This window comes from Micromonospora sp. MW-13, assembly GCF_003434305.1.
In the GTDB taxonomy this organism is placed as follows: domain Bacteria; phylum Actinomycetota; class Actinomycetes; order Mycobacteriales; family Micromonosporaceae; genus Micromonospora.
Window position 1 is genome coordinate 149,591 of record NZ_QKKX01000005.1, and the last position, 17,523, is coordinate 167,113.

Consider the following 17,523-nt stretch of genomic DNA (forward strand, 5'->3'; position numbering starts at 1 on the left):
CGGGCAGTGGGCTCGGCCCCACCGACTAGGGGGTGGGGAGGCGGGAGAGCCAGGTGGTGGTGCCGGGGGAGCGGGCGGCGGTGGGGAGGCGGTGGAGGGCGGCGGGGTCGCCGTAGAGGGTCCAGCGGAGGAAGTCCGTGGTGGCGGCCAGGACCTGGGGGAAGCCCCGGTGGCCGGGGATCAGGTACGCGCCGTGGCCCTGGCCGGTGACGGTGAGGAAGGCGGCCGGGCCGGGCGCGCGGGCGTACGCGGCCCGGCCGACGGTCACCGGCACCACCGGGTCGGCGCCGCCGTGCACGAACAGCACCGGCGCGGCGGGGCCGGCGAACGCGCCGGCCAGGCCACCCCCGGCGATCACGACACCGGCCCGCAGCCGGGAGGAGTGCCCGGAGGTGAGCATCCCGGCGGTGGTGAACCCGCCCGCCGAGTGCCCGGCCGCGGCGAACCGGGCGACGTCCAGGTGTCCGGCGAGCGGGTCGCCCCGACGGGCGTCGAGGTGGACCAGGTGCCGGATCAGCCGCCAGCCGTCGGCCGGCTGGTTGCGTACGTCCGCCCGGGTGAACCGGACCGCCCCGCGCCGGGTGTGCGGGTACGCCGGGGCGGCCACCACGAACCCGGCGGCGGCCCACCGGGTGGTCAGCGGGGCGTGCAGTTCGGGGAGGCTGTGCAGCCCGTGGCTGAACACGACGACCGGGAACCGGCCCCGGGCGACCCCGCCGGGGCCGGCCGGATACCAGACGGTCACCGGCAGCGGGCGCGCGCCCGCCGGGTCGAGCGTGAACGTCCGCACCCCGACCGGGTACGCCCCGGCGGGCGCGGACCGGGCGGGCGGCTCCCCGCCGGGGGCGGCGGCGGTGGCCGGGCCGCAGCCGGCCAGCAGCGCCGTCATCAGCACGGCGACCAGCCGTCGTACCCCCACGCCCCTACGCTAGGCGGCCCGGGGCCCGGGGCGGCCCCGCCGTCCGGACCGGTCGGCGAAGCCACCCGTTGGGGGCGGCTCCCCCCAACGGGCGGTCCTGCGGCGTTTCGCCCGCGTGGGACGCTTCGGCCGGGCCGCCTTGGCTATGGTCTGGCCCATGTCTGACAAGTATGTGGACCCGAGCGGCAACACAGAGCAGTTCCGGGCGTTCGCCCACGCGCCGGAGGCCGGGGGGCCGACCGCCCCGGACGCGTCCCGGACGCCCCTGGTCGCCGGCGTTGCGGTCGCCGTGGTGGTGCTGGTGGCCGTGGTCGCCTGGCTGGCCCTGGCCTGACCGGCCGCACCGAACCGGCCGAGCCGCACCAGGCCGGCCGCACCGAACCGGCCGTAGTGGGCCGGGGTCGGCGGAGGCGCTGGTGGGCTCAGCGGGCCGGGGGCGGGGTCAGCGGGTCGCCCCGGCCACCGCGCGGGTCTCCCGGGCGATCTCGCGCTCCTCGTCGGTGCCGACCACGCAGACGGTGACCTCCGCGCCGTCCGGGGAGATCACCCGGTCGCCCCTGCCGGCGTTGCGCCCCGGGTCGACGGCGATGCCCAGCCGCTCCAGGCCGGCCAGCGCGGCGGTCCGCACCGCGGCGGCGTGCTCGCCCACCCCGGCGGTGAAGGTGACCGCGTCCACCCGCCCGAGCAGGGCGTAGTACGCCCCGACGTACCCGGTGATCCGACGCGTGTAGACGGCGAAGGCGAGGGTGGCGGCCGGATCCCCGGCGTCGCGGCGGGCCAGCACCTCGCGCATGTCGTTGACCCCGGCCAGGCCGAGCAGGCCGCTGCGGTGGTTGAGCAGGTCGTCGATCTCGTCCACGCCCAGGCCGCCCTCGCGGCGCAGGTGGAAGATGATGGTCGGGTCGAGGTCGCCGCTGCGGGTGCCCATCACCAGGCCCTCCAGCGGGGACATCCCCATCGAGGTGGCCACGCTACGTCCGCCGGCCACGGCGCACGCGCTGGCCCCGTTGCCCAGGTGCAGGGTGATCGTGTTCAGCTCCTCGTACGGCCGGCCCAGCAGCTCGGCGGTGCGCCGCGAGACGTACGCGTGCGAGGTGCCGTGGAAGCCGTACCGGCGGATGTCGTACCGCGCGGCGGTGTCCCGGTCGATCGCGTACGTCGCGGCGGCCTCGGGCAGGGTGTGGTGGAACGCGGTGTCGAAGACGGCCACCTGCGGCACGCCCGGCAGCGCCTCGCGGGCGACCCGGATGCCGGCCAGGTTCGCCGGGTTGTGTAGCGGCGCGAGCGGGACGAGGCCCTCGATCGCCGCGAACACCGCGTCGTCGACCAGCACCGGCTCGGCGAAGCGCCGCCCGCCGTGCACCACCCGGTGCCCGACGGCGGTGAGCCCGGCCAGGTCGAGCCGGCCGAGGATCTCCCGGACCGCCGTCTCGTGGTCGGCCGGGCCGCCCCCCGGCTCGCCGATCCGCTCCACCGTCCCGGAGTCGCGGACCTCGTCGCCGTCGTACAGCCGGTACTTGACCGACGACGAACCGCAGTTGAGGACGAGCACCCGACTCATGACGACTCCCCGGCGGCGGCCTGGATGGCGGTGATCGCGACGGTGTTGACGATGTCCGGGACGGTGGCGCCCCGGGACAGGTCGTTGACCGGCCGGCGCAGGCCCTGCATCACCGGCCCGACGGCCACCGCCCCGGCCGAGCGCTGCACCGCCTTGTACGTGTTGTTGCCCGTGTTCAGGTCCGGGAAGATGAACACCGTGGCCCGCCCGGCGACCGCGCTGTCGGGCAGCTTGGTGGCCGCGACCTTCGGGTCGATCGCCGCGTCGTACTGGATCGGGCCCTCCACCAGCAGTTCCGGGCGGCGCTCGCGGACCAGCCGGGTGGCCGCCGCGACCTTCTCCACGTCCGCCCCCGCCCCGGAGTCCCCGGTCGAGTACGACAGCATCGCCACCCGGGGTTCGATGCCGAACCGGGCGGCGGTGTCGGCCGAGGAGATGGCGATGTCGGCGAGCTGGGCGGCGTCCGGGTCGGGGTTGACCGCGCAGTCGCCGTACACCAGCACCCGGTCGGCGAGCAGCATGAAGAAGACGCTGGACGCCACCGAGACCCCGGGCACCGTGCGGATGATCTCGAAGGCGGGGCGGATGGTGGCGGCGGTGGTGTGGGTGGCCCCGGACACCATCCCGTCGGCGTGCCCGGTGTGCACCATCATCGTGCCGAAGTAGTTCGGGTGGGCGACCACGTCGTACGCCAGGTCGAGCGTGACGCCCCGGTGGGCGCGCAGCTTCGCGTACGCCGTGGCGAACTCGTCGCGCCACTCGCTGGTCGCCGGGTCGACCACGGCCGCGCCGGTGATGTCGATGCCCAGCTCCCGGGTGCGCCGGGCGACGTCGTCGGTGCGGCCGAGCAGGGTCAGGTCGGCCACACCCCGGCGCAGCAGGATCTCCGCCGCGCGCAGGATCCGCTCCTCCGCCCCCTCCGGCAGCACCAGGCGGCGGCGGGTGGCCCGGGCCCGGTCGATCAGGTCGTACTCGAACATCAGCGGGGTGACCCGCTCGGACCGGCTGACCCGCAGCCGGCGGGCCAGGTCGTCGGTGTCCACGCAGGCCTCGAACGCGCCGAGCGCCGCCTCCACCTTGCGCGGGTTCGCGACGCTGGGCCGGCCCTCGATCCGGCTGGACGCCTCGACCGTGTCGTAGCTGTCGCTGGGCACCGACAGCACCGCCAGGCCGGTGTTCAGCCCCTCGACCAGCCGCATCGCCCGGGGGTCGGGCCGCTCGCCGAGGGTGAGCACCAGCCCGGCCACGGAGACCTGGCCGGCCACGTGCGCGGCGCTCGCCGCCACCAGCAGGTCCGCCCGGTCGCCCGGGGTGATCACCAGCGCGCCCTCGGTCAGGTGGTCCAGCAGCGTCGGCACGTGCGCCGCGCCGACCACGTAGTCGAGCACGTCGCGGGCGAGCGCGGCCTCGTCGCCGGCCAGCAGGGTGGCGCCGAGCGCCGCCGCCACCTCGGCCACCGTCGGCGCCGACACGGTGGGCACCTCCGGGATGGCGTACGCGGGGACGGGCAGCTCGGGCAGCGTCATCTCCCCCGGCACCCGGTTGGCGATCACCGCCAGCACCGTCGCGCCCAGGTCCGCCAGGTCGTGGTACGCCCCGCGCGCCGCCGCCGCGATCGCCTCCGGCTCCTGCCCGAAGCCGTCGACCACCGGCACCACCACGCTGCCGAACTCGGTGGCCAGCCGGGCGTTGAAGGCCAGCTCGCGGGGGCCCGCGCCGTCCCCGCCGTCGGCGAAGTCGCTGCCCACCACCACCATCGCCGGGCAGCGCCGCTCGACGTCCCGGTACCGCGCGACGAGCCGGGAGATCAGCTCCTCGCGCCGGCCGTCGGCGACCAGTTCCGTGGCCTGCGGGTAGGTGGCGCCGTGCAGGTCGGCCACCGGCAGGTCGATCCGGTAGCGGTCGGTGAGCAGGGCGAGGATCGGGTCGGGGCCCTTGCCGGCGACCAGCGGCCGGAACGCGCCGATCCGCTCGACCTGTCGGGAGAGGAGCTCGGCGAGGCCGAGCGCGATGGTCGACTTTCCCCCGCCGGAACCCACACTGGTCAGATATACGCTCCGGGCCACGCACCCACGCTACAAGATCGCCGCCCGCAGCGCCGCTGGCACCATCCTGACCTGGGGGATCCTCGTCTCACTCGGGCCGCTGACCAGGGACTTCAGGATCCGTGCCTCCTAGACTCGCCACTCGTGACCGATCGCCGGACCACCGTCCCGCCCCCGCCCGAGCAGCCGACCGTCGGGTGGGCCGTGCCGGACGGTCCGACGGCGGTGCGGCCCGTGATCGACGGTCCGACGGTCGCACTCCCCGTGACGGACGGTCCGACGGTCGTACTCTGCGTGACGGACCGTCCGACGGTCGTCCTGCCGCCCGTGACCGACGTGCCGACGACCGTCCTGGCCGCGGTTCCCGACCTGCCGCCGGTCTTCGTCGACCCGAGCGGGCGGCGCGGGACCCGGCTGCGGCGGATCGCGTACGCCGCCGGGCTGGCCGGGCTGGCGTACACCGCGCTGGTCGGGCTGAGCTTCGCCGGGGGGCCGGTGCGCCCGGAGAACGTGCTGCCCTTCGTCGAGTCGACGCAGCGACCCTGGGAGGCGCCCGCGCCGCCGGACGCCCCGGCCCTCGCCCCGACGACCGCGAAACCCGGCACACCGGCTTCCGGACCGACCCGCGCCACGTCGACCCGGCGCGCGCCCGCCACGGCGTCGTCCCGGCCGTCGCCCCCGGCGGCCGGCACCGGCAGCCCGCGTCCCAGCCGGAGCGCCGCGTCGCCGCCAAGCGCCACCGCGCCTCCGACGACCGTGCGGCCCAGCACCGCGCCGCCCACGACCGCCCCGCCCCCGGTCGGCCCGCCGGCCCTCCCGGAACCGGGCGAGTAGCGTGCGGACAGCCGCCAATCCGTTCACCGGTCGGCCCCCGCCGCCCGCCCGCCGCAGCCGGCGGGCCCGCCGGACCGCGCCGCCGCCGAGCTGGGCCCTGCTGGGCGTCGTGCTCGTCGTCCTGGCCGGCGTGCTCTTCGTCGGGGCGTACGCGAACGCCGCCTTCGTCCCCGACCGCGCGCAGCACGACGACGGCCAGGACCGGGTGCCCACCGAGGTGGTCGACGGCGGCCCGATCATCAACGCCGCCGGCGGCCAGCACCGCTCCTACCGGCTGCCCCCGCGCACCGTCGCGCTCACCTTCGACGACGGTCCCGACCCGACGTGGACCCGCGAGGTGCTGCGGGTCCTCGACGCCCACCAGGTGAAGGGCACCTTCTTCGTGGTCGGGTCGCAGGCCGCCCGGCACCCCGGGCTGGTCCGGGAGCTGGTCGCCGGAGGGCACGAGGTCGGCGTGCACACCTTCACCCACCCCGACCTGACCACGCTGCCCGGCTGGCGGCGCCGCCTGGAGTACGCCCAGACCCAGCTCGTGCTCGCCGGCGCGGCCGGGGTCCGGTCCTCGCTGATCCGGTTCCCGTACTCCTCGCACGCCGACGCGATCGACGACCGGGACTGGCCACTGGTCACCGAGGCCGGCGAGCTGGGCTACCTCACCGTGCTCAACGACACCGACAGCCGGGACTGGGCGCTGCCCGGGGTGGACGTCACGGTCGCCAACGCCACGCCGACCGGTTACTCGGGCGCGATCAGCCTGTGGCACGACGCCGGCGGGGACCGGGCCCAGACCGTCGCCGCCCTGGACCGCTTCATCCCGCTGATGAAGGAACGCGGCTACCGGTTCACCACCGCGACCGAGGGGCTGAACCTGGCGCTGGCCGTGGCCGGGGTCGACCACCAGGTGACCGGGAACCCGGCCGCGTCCGGGGCGGACCGGTGGCGGGGCCGGATGCTGGTCTGGGCGGTGCGGGGTGCCGACCGCACGCTCACCGTCTTCGGCGTGCTCTTCGTGCTCGTCGGCGTGCTCACCGTCGGCCGCACCGTCCTGCTGTTCCTGCTCGCCGGGCGGCACGCCCGGCGCCGCCGGGCCCGGGACTGGGCCTGGGGGCCGCCGGTGACCGAGCCGGTGTCGGTGATCGTCCCCGCGTACAACGAGAAGGAGGGGATCGCCGCGGCGGTCCGGTCGCTGGCCACCGGCGACCACCCCGGGGGGATCGAGGTCGTCGTGGTCGACGACGGTTCGACGGACGGGACCGCCGACATCGCCGAGGGGCTCGGCCTGCCGAACGTCCGGGTCGTCCGCAAGCCGAACGGCGGCAAGCCGAGCGCGCTCAACACCGGCGTGGCGCTGGCCCGCCACGAGCTGCTGGTGCTGGTCGACGGCGACACCGTCTTCGAGCCGGACGCCGTGCGCCGGCTGGTCCAGCCGTTCGCCGACCCGCAGGTGGGCGCGGTCGCCGGCAACGTCAAGGTGGGCAACCGGGACAGCCTGATCGCCAAGTGGCAGCACATCGAGTACGTCATCGGGTTCAACCTCGACCGCCGCCTCTACGAGACCCTGCGGTGCATGTCGACCGTGCCCGGCGCGATCGGCGGCTTCCGCCGGCAGGCCCTCGGGTACGCGGGCGGGCTGACCGACGACACCCTGGCCGAGGACACCGACATCACCATGGCCCTGGGCCGGGCCGGCTGGAAGGTGGTGTACGAGGAGACGGCCCGGGCGTGGACCGAGGCGCCGGCGACGATGGGACAGTTGTGGAAGCAGCGCTACCGGTGGAGCTACGGCACCATGCAGGCGATGTGGAAGCACCGCCGCTCGCTGCTCGACCACGGCGCGTCCGGCCGGTTCAGCCGCCGCTGCCTGCTGTTCCTGAGCCTGTTCGGGGTGCTGCTGCCGCTACTGGCGCCGATGATCGACCTGCTCGCCCTGTACGGCCTGTTCTTCCTCGACCGGACCGCGACGGTGGTGGCCTGGCTGGCCATGCTGGCGGTGCAGTTCCTCACCGCGGTGGTGGCGTTCCGGCTGGACCGGGAGAGGCTGGGCGTGCTCTGGGTGCTGCCGTTGCAGCAGTTCGTCTACCGGCAGTTGATGTACCTGGTGATGATCCAGTCGGTGGTCACCGCGCTGACCGGCGGCCGGCTGGGCTGGCAGAAGCTGCGCCGCACCGGCCTGCGCCCGACCGCCCGCGCCGGCACCGGCTGACGGTCAGCGGGCGCGGCGGGCCAGGTCGAGGGCGTACTCGGGCCACCAGACGCCGCTGTCCGGCTCCCCGGGGCGGCAGGCGCCGTCGGACTCGCCCGGGTACTTGACCCAGAGCAGGGCGTCCACCCGGTCCGGGCCGGGGTCGGCCGCCGGCTCCTCGCCCAGCGCCCGCCCGGGCGGGTTGCACCAACTCGGCGCGCCGTCCACCGTGGGGGCCGGGTGCGGGCCGTTGCCGTTGCGGCTGGTGTCGACGACGAACCGGGTCGCCCCGCCGAGCGTGTCGGAGAGCCGGTGACCGTAGCGGACGTTCTCCTCGGTGCCGACGAAGTTCGCCACGTTCAGGGCGAAGCCGGCCGCGTCGGCGATCCCGGCGCGGCGCAGCGCCGCGGCGAGCCGGTCGACGTCGGCGATCCAGCCCGGGTGTCCGGCGTCGAGGTACACCCGCGCGCTGCCGGTGCTGCCCAGCACCGACACCGCGTCCCGCAGCAGCGCGAGCCGGCCGGCGACGTCGGGTACGCAGCCGGCCACGGCGTCCGCGACGGCGCCGGGTTCGAGGACCACGGTGACCGGTCGGCCGGCCACCCCGGCCGCCAGGTCCCGGATCCAGCGCTGGTAGTCCGCCGCGTCCCCGGCCCCGCCGGCGCCGCGCCGGGCGCAGTCGCGGTCCGGCACGTTGTGCACCACCAGCACCGGCGTCTGCCCGGCGACGGCCGCCGCCGCCAGGAAGGCGTCCACCTCGGCGCGGACCGCCGGCGTGCCGGTGAGCCACTTCGCGCTCGGGCGGCCGGCGATCGCGCGCAGCGCCTCCGCGTCGGCGGTGCGCCCCCGCGCCGCCCAGCGGTCCGCCTGCTCGCCGGCCGGGTTCGCCGGGTCGACGTAGAAGACGGGCGGCAGGGCCGTCGGCGCGGCCCCGCCGTCGCCGCCCGGCGCGGCCTGGTGCGCGGGGTCGGCGCCGCAGCCGGCGAGCAGCAGCGCCAGGGCGGCCCCGGCCGCTCCGGCCGCGCGGCGGCTCAGTCCTCGTCCTCGTCGTCCAGGCGGGCCAGCCAGGTGGCGAACCGCTCGATCGGCGTCTCGAACTCGGGGTTCAGGTCCACGAAGTCGCGCAGCCGCTCGCCGAGCCACTCGATGCTGACCGACTCCTCGCCCCGGCGTTCGACCAGTTCCTCGATCCCACGGTCGGTGAAGTACATCCGTACGTCCTCATTCCTGGCTCCGGCCGGCGGCCGGTCGGTGGTCCGTCGACGCGAGCGGGGCAGCGGCCCGTCGTGGCGACGGTCGCTGCCCCGCTGCGCGGCGGTGCGGTCAGGTCACGGGCGGGGCAGGGCCGCCTCGATCAGCGCGTTCTGCTCGACCTCGTGCATCTTGGCCGAGCCGACCGCCGGGGCGGCGGCGGCCGGGCGGGAGATGCGGCGCAGCCGGACCTCGCTGAGGTGTTCCAGCAGGTTGAGCGCGACGAAGCTCCACGCGCCCTGGTTGGCCGGCTCCTCCTGCACCCAGGCGTAGTCCTCGGCGTTCGGGTACTGCGCCAGGGCGGCCCGGATCTCCTCGACGGGCAGCGGGTAGAGCTGCTCCATCCGGATGATCGCGGTGTCGGTGACGCCCCGGTCCGCCCGGGCCTGGAACAGGTCGTAGTAGACCTTGCCCGAGCAGAGCAGCACCCGCTTCACCTGCTCCGGCGCTCCGGCGGCGGTGTCGCGCAGCACCGGGGCGAAGGTGCCGGTGGTGAAGTCCTCGACCGGGGACACGCAGAGCTTGTGCCGCAGCAGCGACTTCGGCGTGAACACCACCAGCGGCTTGCGCTTGGGCGACAGGGCCTGGCGGCGCAGCAGGTGGAAGTAGTTCGCCGGGGTGGTCGGGATGGCCACCCGCATGTTGTCCTCGGCGCAGAGCTGGAGGAACCGCTCCGGGCGGCCGGAGGTGTGGTCCGGGCCCTGGCCCTCGTGGCCGTGCGGCAGCAGCAGGGTGACCGCGGAGCGCTGGCCCCACTTCACCTCGCCCGAGGAGATGAACTCGTCGATCACCGACTGGGCGCCGTTGACGAAGTCGCCGAACTGGGCCTCCCAGCAGACCAGCGCGTTGACGTTCTCCACCGAGTAGCCGTACTCGAAGCCCATCGCCGCGTACTCGCTGAGCAGCGAGTCGTGGACGAAGAACCGGGACCGCTCGCCGTCGGCGGTGAGCGACTGCAACGGCAGGTGGTCGGCGCCGGTCCTGGCGTCCACCACCGACGCGTGCCGCTGCACGAACGTGCCACGGCGCGAGTCCTGCCCGGCGAGCCGGACGGTGACCCCGTCGTGCAGCAGCGCGCCGAAGGCGATGATCTCGCCGAAGCCCCAGTCGATGTTGCCCTCGACGGACATCTTGGCCCGCCGGTCGAGGAGCTGCTGGATCCGCTTGTGCGGGGTGAAGCCCTCCGGCAGGTTGACGTGGGCGTCGCCGACCGCCTTGACCACGTCGACGCTGGTCGCGGTCTCCACCTGCGGCTCCGGCTCGTCCTCGCGGCGCTGCCGGGCCGGCTGCTTCGGCGCCGAGGCGGCGTCCCGGGTGGCCTTGAAGACCCGCTCCAGCTGCGACTGGTAGTCGCGCAGCAGCTCCTCCGCGTCCTCCACGGTGATGTCGCCCCGGCCGATCAGCTCCTCGGTGTACAGCTTCCGGACCGACCGCTTCGAGTCGATGATCTTGTACATCTGCGGGTTGGACATCGACGGGTCGTCGCCCTCGTTGTGCCCGCGCCGGCGGTAGCAGACCATGTCGATCACGACGTCCTTGTTGAACGCCTGCCGGTACTCGAACGCCAGCCGGGCGACCCGGACCACGGCCTCGGGGTCGTCGCCGTTGACGTGCAGGATCGGCGCCTCGATCATCCGGGCCACGTCGGTGCTGTAGAGGCTGGACCGGGAGTGTTCCGGTGCGGTGGTGAAGCCGACCTGGTTGTTGACCACCACGTGCACCGTGCCGCCGGTGCGGTAACCCCGTAGCTGCGACAGGTTGAGCGTCTCGGCGACCACGCCCTGGCCGGCGAAGGCGGCGTCACCGTGCACCGCCAGCGGCAGCACCGTGTACCCCTCCAGCTTGAGGTCGATCCGGTCCTGCTTGGCCCGGACGATGCCCTCCAGCACCGGGTCGACGGCCTCCAGGTGCGACGGGTTCGCCACCACCGACACCTTGACGGCGTGCTCGCCGTCCGGGGTGGTGAACTTGCCGTTCTGGCCGAGGTGGTACTTCACGTCGCCCGAGCCCTGGGTGGAGCGCGGGTCGAGGTGCCCCTCGAACTCCGAGAAGATCTTCTCGTACGGCTTGCCGACGATGTTGGCCAGCACGTTGAGCCGGCCGCGGTGGGCCATGCCGATGACGACCTCGTCGAGCCCCGCCTCGGCGGAGGACTCCAGCACCTCGCCGAGCAGCGGGATCAGCGACTCGCCGCCCTCCAGCGAGAAGCGCTTCTGGCCGACGTACTTCGTCTGTAGGAAGGTCTCGAACGCCTCGGCGGCGTTGAGCCGGTTGAGCACGTGCTTCTGCTCGTCGGTGCTGGGCTTCTCGTACTTGCGCTCGACCCGCTCCTGGAGCCAGCGCCGCTCCTCCGGATCCTGGATGTGCATGTACTCCACGCCGACCCGGCGGCAGTACGAGTCGCGCAGCACGCCGAGGATGCTCCGCAGCTTCATCCGCTGCTTGCCGGCGAAGCCGTTGACCGGGAAGACCCGGTCGAGGTCCCACAGGGTCAGCCCGTGCTGGAGCACGTCCAGGTCCGGGTGCTTGCGGATCTTGAATTCCAGCGGGTCGGTGTCGGCCATCAGGTGGCCGCGCACCCGGTACGCGTGGATCAGCTCGTGCACCCGGGCGGTCTTGTTGATCTGGCCCTCGGAGTCGACCGCGACGTCCCGCATCCAGCGCACCGGCTCGTACGGGATGCGCAGCGAGGTGAAGACCTGGTCGTAGAAGCCGTGCTCGCCGAGCAGCAGCTCGTGCATGACCTTGAGGAACTCGCCGGACTGCGCGCCCTGGATGATCCGGTGGTCGTACGTGCTGGTCAGCGTGATGATCTTGCTGACCGCCAGCTCGGCCAGGGTGGCCTCGCTCATCCCCTGGTACGGCGCGGGGTACTCCATCGCGCCGACGCCGATGATGGCGCTCTGCCCCGTCATCAGGCGCGGGATCGAGTGCACCGTGCCGATGCCGCCCGGGTTGGTCAGCGAGATCGTGGTGCCGGAGTAGTCCTCCATGGTCAGCTCGTTGCGGCGGGCGCGCCGGACCACGTCCTCGTACGCCTGCCAGAACTGCCGGAAGTCCATCCGCTCGCAGCCCTTGATGGACGGGACCACCAGGTTGCGGGTGCCGTCGGGCTTGGCCAGGTCGATCGCGATGCCCAGGTTGACGTGCTCGGGGCGGACCATCGCCGGCTTGCCGTCGACCTCGGCGAAGGAGTTGTTCATCTCCGGGTGCTCGACCAGCGCCCGGACCATCGCGTACCCGATCAGGTGGGTGAAGCTGACCTTGCCACCGCGCCCCCGGGTGAGGTGGTTGTTGATCACGATGCGGTTGTCCACCAGCAGCTTGGCCGGGACGGCCCGCACGCTCGTCGCGGTCGGCACGCTCAGCGAGGCGTCCATGTTCTGGACGATCTTCGCGGCGACGCCGCGCAGCGGGGTGGTCTGCGGGCCCGAGACGGCCGGCTTCGCCGGGGCGGGCTTGGCGGCCGGGGCGGGCTTCGCGGGCGCGGCCTTCGCCGGGGTGGGCTGCGCGGCCGGCGCCGCCTTCGGCTCGGCGGCCCTCGGGGCGGCCGGCTCGGCCTTCGCGGCGGGCTGGGCGACGGTGGCGGCGGCCTCCTGCTGCCCGGCGGGCTCCGGCGCGGCGGCAGCCGCCCGGGCGGCCTGGCCGTCGGGACGCGGCGCGGCGGCGCCGGGCGCCGGCCGGTAGTCGGCGAAGAAGTCGTGCCAGGCCGAATCGACGCTGCTTGGGTCGGCGAGGTAGCGCTGGTACATCTCCTCGACGATCCACTCGTTCGGGCCGAAACCCGCCAGTGGGTTCTCCTGCGAAGTCTGCTGGGTCGACACGGCCGGTAATCGCCTCTTTCACGCGGGTTTGTGTGTCACGCGGTGTCCGCCGTCCCCCCGCTGTGCGGGTGGACGGGAGACGGCTCCCAGGCTACGCCGTAGGAATACGCTAAGCATTTCCGCCTCCGGCGCGTGGTCCGTTTCACAGAAGATGCCAGAAGTTCGGTCAGTCCGGCGTGTCCTGTTGACCGTGGGCCGGAAACGGGCCCGGCCCCGGGGCGTGATCACAGGATCACGCCCCGGGGCCGGGGTTCCGTCGTCCGTGGGCGTCAGGAGATGTCCCGCCGCCGCATGGTGAGGGCGCCGATCAGGCCGGCCACCACGGCGTACCCGATCAGCACCGCCGCGCCCGCCCAGCGGGGCGGGTTGCCCGGGATCTCGGTCCCGCTGACCATCAGCGACGACGCCAGCGAGGGCACCACCACCTGGAGCTTGTTGATCCACTCCCCGTACCGGGAGGCCAGGATGCTCAGCACGGCGACGGCCCCGATCGAGCCGCCCAGGTAGAGCAGGATGCCGGTCACCGTCGCGCCGATCTGGCTGCGGATCAGCACCCCGATGCCGACCCCCAGCACCGACCAGAGCAGATACGCCACCGCGTTGAGCCCGAGCGCCCGCCAGACCGCGTCGTTGCCGAGCTGGGCGCCGACGTCCACGCTGTTCAGGATCAGCGCGCCGAACATCAGGTTGAGCACGGTGGTGACCAGCCAGAACAGCATCGCGAGCACGGCCGCGGCGACCAGCTTGGCCACCATCACCGCCGTGCGGTGCGGCACCGTGAGGAACGTGGTGGTCACCGTCTGGTGGAAGAACTCGCTGGTCACCACGATGATGCCGAGCAGCATCACGATGAGCAGCCCGAAGAACTGGCCGTTGGTGTAGACGTTGGCGGCCAGGTTGTCCACGGCCTGCACGGCCTGGATCTGCTCGGCCTGCTCGGGCGGCACGTCGCCGAAGTTGCCGCTGGCCAGCGCGTCGGTCTGCAACCAGTTGATCAGCAGGGTGAGGGCCCACAGCGGCAGCGAGATGAGCCCGAAGATCCACCAGGTGCTGGTGGTGCGGATCTTGAGCAGCTCGGATCGGACGAGGTTCATCGGATGCCCGCCTTTCCGGCCGTCAGCTCCAGGAAGACCCGTTCCAGGTCGGGTCGCTCCGGGGTCAGTTCGTGCAGTTCCACCTTCGCGGCCAGGGCGGCCTTGCCGATGGCCGGGGCGTCCACCCCGCCGACCAGGAGCACGCCGTGCTCGTCGGTCTCCACCGTCGCGGACTGCTCGCGCAGCACCGCGACCAACTCCTCGGGCTGCGGGGTGCGCACCCGCACCCGGCCGCCCTGCGCCATCGAGCCGAGCACCTGCTCGACCGGCCCCTGCCGAATCAGCTTGCCGGCCGCGATGATCACCACGTCGTCGGCGAGCAACTGCATCTCCGACAGCAGGTGGCTGGAGACCAGCACGGTACGGCCCTCGTGGGCCAGGCCCTTGAGGAAGCCGCGCATCCACCGGATGCCCTCCGGGTCGAGCCCGTTCGCCGGCTCGTCGAGGATCAGCACCCGGGGGTCGCCGAGCATCGCGGCGGCGATGCCCAGCCGCTGCTTCATGCCCAGCGAGTAGCCCTTGAACTTGCGCTTCGCCGCCGGGGTCAGCCCGACCAGGGCCAGCGCCTCGTCGGCCCGCTGCTTCGGCAGCCCGGCCGCCGCGCAGATCACCCGCAGGTGGTTGATCCCGGTACGGCCCTTGTGCGCGCTGGACGCCTCCAGCACCGCGCCGACGTGGCGCAGCGGGTCGGCCAGGTCGGCGTACCGGCGGCCGCCGATGGTCGCGCTGCCGCCACTCTGGGTGACCAGGTTCAGCAGCATGCGCAGCGTCGTGGTCTTGCCGGCGCCGTTCGGGCCGAGGAAGCCGGTCACCCGCCCCGGTTCGACCGTGAACGACAGATTGTCGACCGCCCGGACGTTCTTGTACTGCTTCGTCAGGCCGGACACCACGATCTGACCGCTGCCGGTGGTGGGGCTTCGCTGCCCGTCAGACATTGCTCTCCTCCCGTGCGTGGCGCGTGAACGCGCCGACGTGTGCGGCGCCGTTGCGAATGCGCCGTCGCACAGCGTGGCAAGCCGGCGCAACCAGGTCAATCAGGCGCGACACCTACACCCGTCTCCGTCTCAGGCAGGAGAGGGTCCTCCCCAGGGACGAGATCGCCCGTCCCGCCCCCGCCGGGTCACGCCCCGGTCAGCGCGATCCAGGTGGCCCGGGCGCGGCCCAGCAGCCGGCCGTCGGGGCCGTACAGGGCGGTGCGGACCAGTGCCTTGCGCCCGCCGGTGTCGTCCGCCACGCCGGTGACCACGCACTCGTCGCCGGGGTCCGGCAGCGCGTCCAGCACGGCGGCGATCCGGCCGAGCACGTACGGGCGGCCGGGGCCGAGCACCGTCCAGCCGCCGGGGCAGTCCAGCGCCGCCCAGACCGTCGCGGGGGTGACCTCCACCGGCGCGGTGAACGGCGCGGCCGTCCGCCCGTCCGGCAGCCGGCCGGGGAAGATCCGCAGGCCGTCGGCCCGGTCCGGCCCGCAGACGTAGCAGCCGGGGAAGGGATGCTCTCCCAGCCCCGGGTACGCCGCCGCGGCGGCCCGCGCCGTGCCGAGGTCGACCGGCGGCACCGCCTCCGGCGCGTCCCCGGCCGGCCGCAGCTCGGCGACCAGCCGACCCTCGGGGTCGCGGACCTGCCCGCCGGACACGGTCAGCGGGGTCTCCAGCGGCGGTGGCTGCCGCAGCGTCACCTCGACCGGCCCGTCGTGCCCGTCGGCGGCGGCGAGGGTGCCGGCGGTCCAGCCCCCGTTGCCGGTGCCGGGCGGACCGTTGAACCGGGCCGGGATGATCACTGCCATGGACGGGTCCTCCTGACGTCCGCGCTGTCGTGGACCACCCTCTCATCCCGATCGGGGCCGACCGTCCGGCGGCGTTCACCGGATCGACACCGGTCGTCCCCGCTGGTGGCACCCGGGGCACCTACACAGTGCTCATGGCCGTTCTGCCCGCCGCTGGCGTACCTCTGACGACCAGCGGATACTCCGTGCTGATCGCCGACGACCCGATCCAGGTCGCGGCTGCGCAACGCCTGCGCCACGAGGTCTTCGCCACCGAGCTCGGGGCCGCCCTGCGCCCCGACCCGGCCGGCCTCGACACCGACGAGTTCGACGCCCACTGCGACCACCTGATCGTCCGCGAGGAACGCACCGGGGCGGTGGTCGGGACGTACCGGCTGCTGCCGCCGGGGCGGACCACCCGCCGGTACGCGGACACCGAGTTCGACCTGACCGCGCTCGACCCGCTCCGGGACGTCCTGGTGGAGGCCGGCCGGTCCTGCGTCCACCCCGACCACCGCTCCGGCGCGGTGATCAACCTGATGTGGGCCGGCATCACCCGCTACCTGCACCTGCGCGGGTCGAGCTGGCTGGGCGGCTGCGCCTCGGTCCCGGTGGACGACGGCGGGCTGCTCGCCGCCGGGGTGTGGGACGAGGTCCGGGCCCGGCACCTGGCCCCGCCGCCGCTGCGGGTCAGGCCGCTGCGGCCCTGGTTCGCCGAGCCGCCGGCCGCCGCCCCGCCCACCGTCGGCGCGGGCGTTCCGCCCACCGTCGGCGCGGGCGTTCCGCCCACCGTCGGCGCGCGCGCTCCGGGCGTCGGGGCCGCGGCGGCCGGCCGGACCGCCCTCCCGCCGCTGCTGCGCGGCTACCTGCGGTTGGGCGCGTGGGTGGCCGGCGAGCCGGCGTACGACCCGGACTTCCGGGTGGCCGACTTCTACGTGCTGTTCTCGCTGGACCGGATGAACCCCCGCTACCTGCGGCACTTCCTCGGCGGGGGCGAGCGGTGAGCGCCCGCCACGGCCTCTGGCGGCCGGCCTCCGACTGCGGGCCGGACTGCCTGCCCGGGCCCGGGGAGATCCCCGCCGTGCCGGTCGCCCGGCGGCTGGGCCGGCTGGTCGCCGTGCTCGCGATGCTGGTGGCCGGCGTCGGGCTGGCCGCGCTGCTGCCGGTGCTCCCGGCCCGGGAGCGGCGGGCCGCGCTGCGCGGCTGGGCCCGGGGCACGGTCCGGGCGTTCGGCGTCCGGCTGGTGGTCCGGGGCCGGTTGCCCCGGCGGCGGGCGCTGGTGGTGGCCAACCACGGCTCGTGGCTGGACGTGCTCGCGCTGCTGGCCGTGGCGCCGGCCCGGATGGTGGCCAAGCGCGAGGTGCGCGGCTGGCCGCTGGTCGGGCCGCTGGCCGCCGCCGCGGGCACGGTGTTCGTGGACCGGGCGCGGCCCCGGGCGCTGCCGGGCACGGTGCGCCGGGTGGCCGCGGCGCTGCGGGCCGGCCACCCGGTCGCCGCCTTCCCGGAGGGCACGACCTGGTGCGGCGCGGCGATCGGGTGCCGCCCGGGCGGCGGGTTCCGGCCGGCGGTGTTCCAGGCGGCGATCGACGCCGGTGCGCCGGTCGTCCCGGTCCGGATCGGCTACCGGTTGAGCGCCGGCACCTCGGTCCGCGCCGGCACCTCGGTCCGCGCCGGCACCGGCGTGACGGCCGGGAGCGGGGCGGGTCCCGGCGGCGGGTCGCCGACGACCGTCGCCGCGTTCCTCGGCGAGGAGACTCTCGGCCGGTCGGTCTGGCGGGTGCTGGCCGCCCGCGATTTGACGGTGGCGGTGACGGTCGCCGCCGCGCTGCACCCCGGGCGGGCGGCGGACCGGCGGCAGCTCGCCCGGGTCGCCGAGTCGGCCGTGCACCTGGTGCCGGCCCGGGTCCCCGCGCCGGTCGAGCCGCTGCCGACCGGGCGGGGCAGCCGGGCCGCCGACGCGGCGCGGGAGGTCGGCCTGGCCGCCTGACGCCTCCCCGACACGCGACAGTCTTGTTCAGTCGCGATGTATCGCGTTACTCTCTCCGCATGGA

Annotated in this window: 14 protein-coding genes; 5 read left to right on the top strand and 9 right to left on the bottom strand. The window is 74.7% G+C overall.

Annotation, left to right across the window (positions count from 1 at the left end):
- Positions 1-25: 25 nt before the first annotated feature.
- Positions 26-919 (bottom strand): alpha/beta hydrolase, encoded by an 894-nt coding sequence (locus C5N14_RS03420; protein ID WP_243639110.1) that lies wholly within the window; start codon positions 917-919, stop codon positions 26-28.
- A gap of 157 nt (positions 920-1,076) precedes the next feature.
- On the opposite strand from C5N14_RS03420, the gene C5N14_RS31975 reads away from it, so the two are divergent.
- Entirely contained in the window at positions 1,077-1,253 is a 177-nt protein-coding gene (locus C5N14_RS31975) for a hypothetical protein (RefSeq protein WP_165878023.1), read from the top strand.
- A gap of 108 nt (positions 1,254-1,361) precedes the next feature.
- Here the strand turns inward: C5N14_RS31975 and C5N14_RS03425 are convergent, their stop codons facing one another.
- Both C5N14_RS03425 and pta read right to left on the bottom strand, forming a co-directional pair.
- Entirely contained in the window at positions 1,362-2,480 is a 1,119-nt protein-coding gene (locus C5N14_RS03425; RefSeq protein ID WP_117665383.1) for an acetate/propionate family kinase, read from the bottom strand.
- Positions 2,477-4,546, bottom strand: coding sequence for a phosphate acetyltransferase (gene pta / locus C5N14_RS03430; protein ID WP_117665385.1), 2,070 nt, complete (start codon positions 4,544-4,546; stop codon positions 2,477-2,479). The genes C5N14_RS03425 and pta overlap by 4 nt, the downstream gene beginning before the upstream one ends.
- 123 nt (positions 4,547-4,669) lie before the next feature.
- On the opposite strand from pta, the gene C5N14_RS03435 reads away from it, so the two are divergent.
- Together C5N14_RS03435 and C5N14_RS03440 are read left to right on the top strand one after the other, a co-directional pair.
- Positions 4,670-5,359: a hypothetical protein gene (locus C5N14_RS03435; RefSeq protein WP_117665387.1), complete on the top strand. Its 690-nt coding sequence runs from the start codon at positions 4,670-4,672 to the stop codon at positions 5,357-5,359.
- Position 5,360: 1 nt separating this feature from the next.
- A complete protein-coding gene (locus C5N14_RS03440) occupies positions 5,361-7,562 on the top strand; it encodes a bifunctional polysaccharide deacetylase/glycosyltransferase family 2 protein (RefSeq protein WP_117665389.1) in 2,202 nt (733 codons plus the stop codon).
- Positions 7,563-7,565: 3 nt separating this feature from the next.
- On the opposite strand, the gene C5N14_RS03445 is transcribed toward C5N14_RS03440, so the two are convergent.
- The 6 genes from C5N14_RS03445 to C5N14_RS03470 form a co-directional block, all read right to left on the bottom strand.
- A complete protein-coding gene (locus C5N14_RS03445; protein WP_207892604.1) occupies positions 7,566-8,456 on the bottom strand; it encodes a glycoside hydrolase family 6 protein in 891 nt (296 codons plus the stop codon).
- Between the two features lie 116 nt (positions 8,457-8,572).
- Positions 8,573-8,752 (bottom strand): DUF6104 family protein, encoded by a 180-nt coding sequence (locus C5N14_RS03450; protein ID WP_117665391.1) that lies wholly within the window; start codon positions 8,750-8,752, stop codon positions 8,573-8,575.
- 117 nt (positions 8,753-8,869) lie between these two features.
- Positions 8,870-12,616, bottom strand: coding sequence for a multifunctional oxoglutarate decarboxylase/oxoglutarate dehydrogenase thiamine pyrophosphate-binding subunit/dihydrolipoyllysine-residue succinyltransferase subunit (locus C5N14_RS03455; RefSeq protein WP_117665393.1), 3,747 nt, complete (start codon positions 12,614-12,616; stop codon positions 8,870-8,872).
- Positions 12,617-12,885: 269 nt separating this feature from the next.
- Entirely contained in the window at positions 12,886-13,710 is an 825-nt protein-coding gene (locus C5N14_RS03460) for an ABC transporter permease (RefSeq protein ID WP_117665395.1), read from the bottom strand.
- Positions 13,707-14,645 (bottom strand): ATP-binding cassette domain-containing protein, encoded by a 939-nt coding sequence (locus C5N14_RS03465; RefSeq protein ID WP_117665397.1) that lies wholly within the window; start codon positions 14,643-14,645, stop codon positions 13,707-13,709. The genes C5N14_RS03460 and C5N14_RS03465 overlap by 4 nt, the downstream gene beginning before the upstream one ends.
- 185 nt (positions 14,646-14,830) lie before the next feature.
- Positions 14,831-15,487: a hypothetical protein gene (locus C5N14_RS03470; protein ID WP_117665527.1), complete on the bottom strand. Its 657-nt coding sequence runs from the start codon at positions 15,485-15,487 to the stop codon at positions 14,831-14,833.
- A gap of 140 nt (positions 15,488-15,627) precedes the next feature.
- On the opposite strand from C5N14_RS03470, the gene C5N14_RS03475 reads away from it, so the two are divergent.
- Both C5N14_RS03475 and C5N14_RS03480 read left to right on the top strand, forming a co-directional pair.
- Positions 15,628-16,476 (top strand): GNAT family N-acetyltransferase, encoded by an 849-nt coding sequence (locus tag C5N14_RS03475; RefSeq protein ID WP_117665528.1) that lies wholly within the window; start codon positions 15,628-15,630, stop codon positions 16,474-16,476.
- Positions 16,473-17,459: a 1-acyl-sn-glycerol-3-phosphate acyltransferase gene (locus C5N14_RS03480; protein ID WP_117665399.1), complete on the top strand. Its 987-nt coding sequence runs from the start codon at positions 16,473-16,475 to the stop codon at positions 17,457-17,459. The genes C5N14_RS03475 and C5N14_RS03480 overlap by 4 nt, the downstream gene beginning before the upstream one ends.
- The last annotated feature ends 64 nt before the right edge of the window (positions 17,460-17,523 follow it).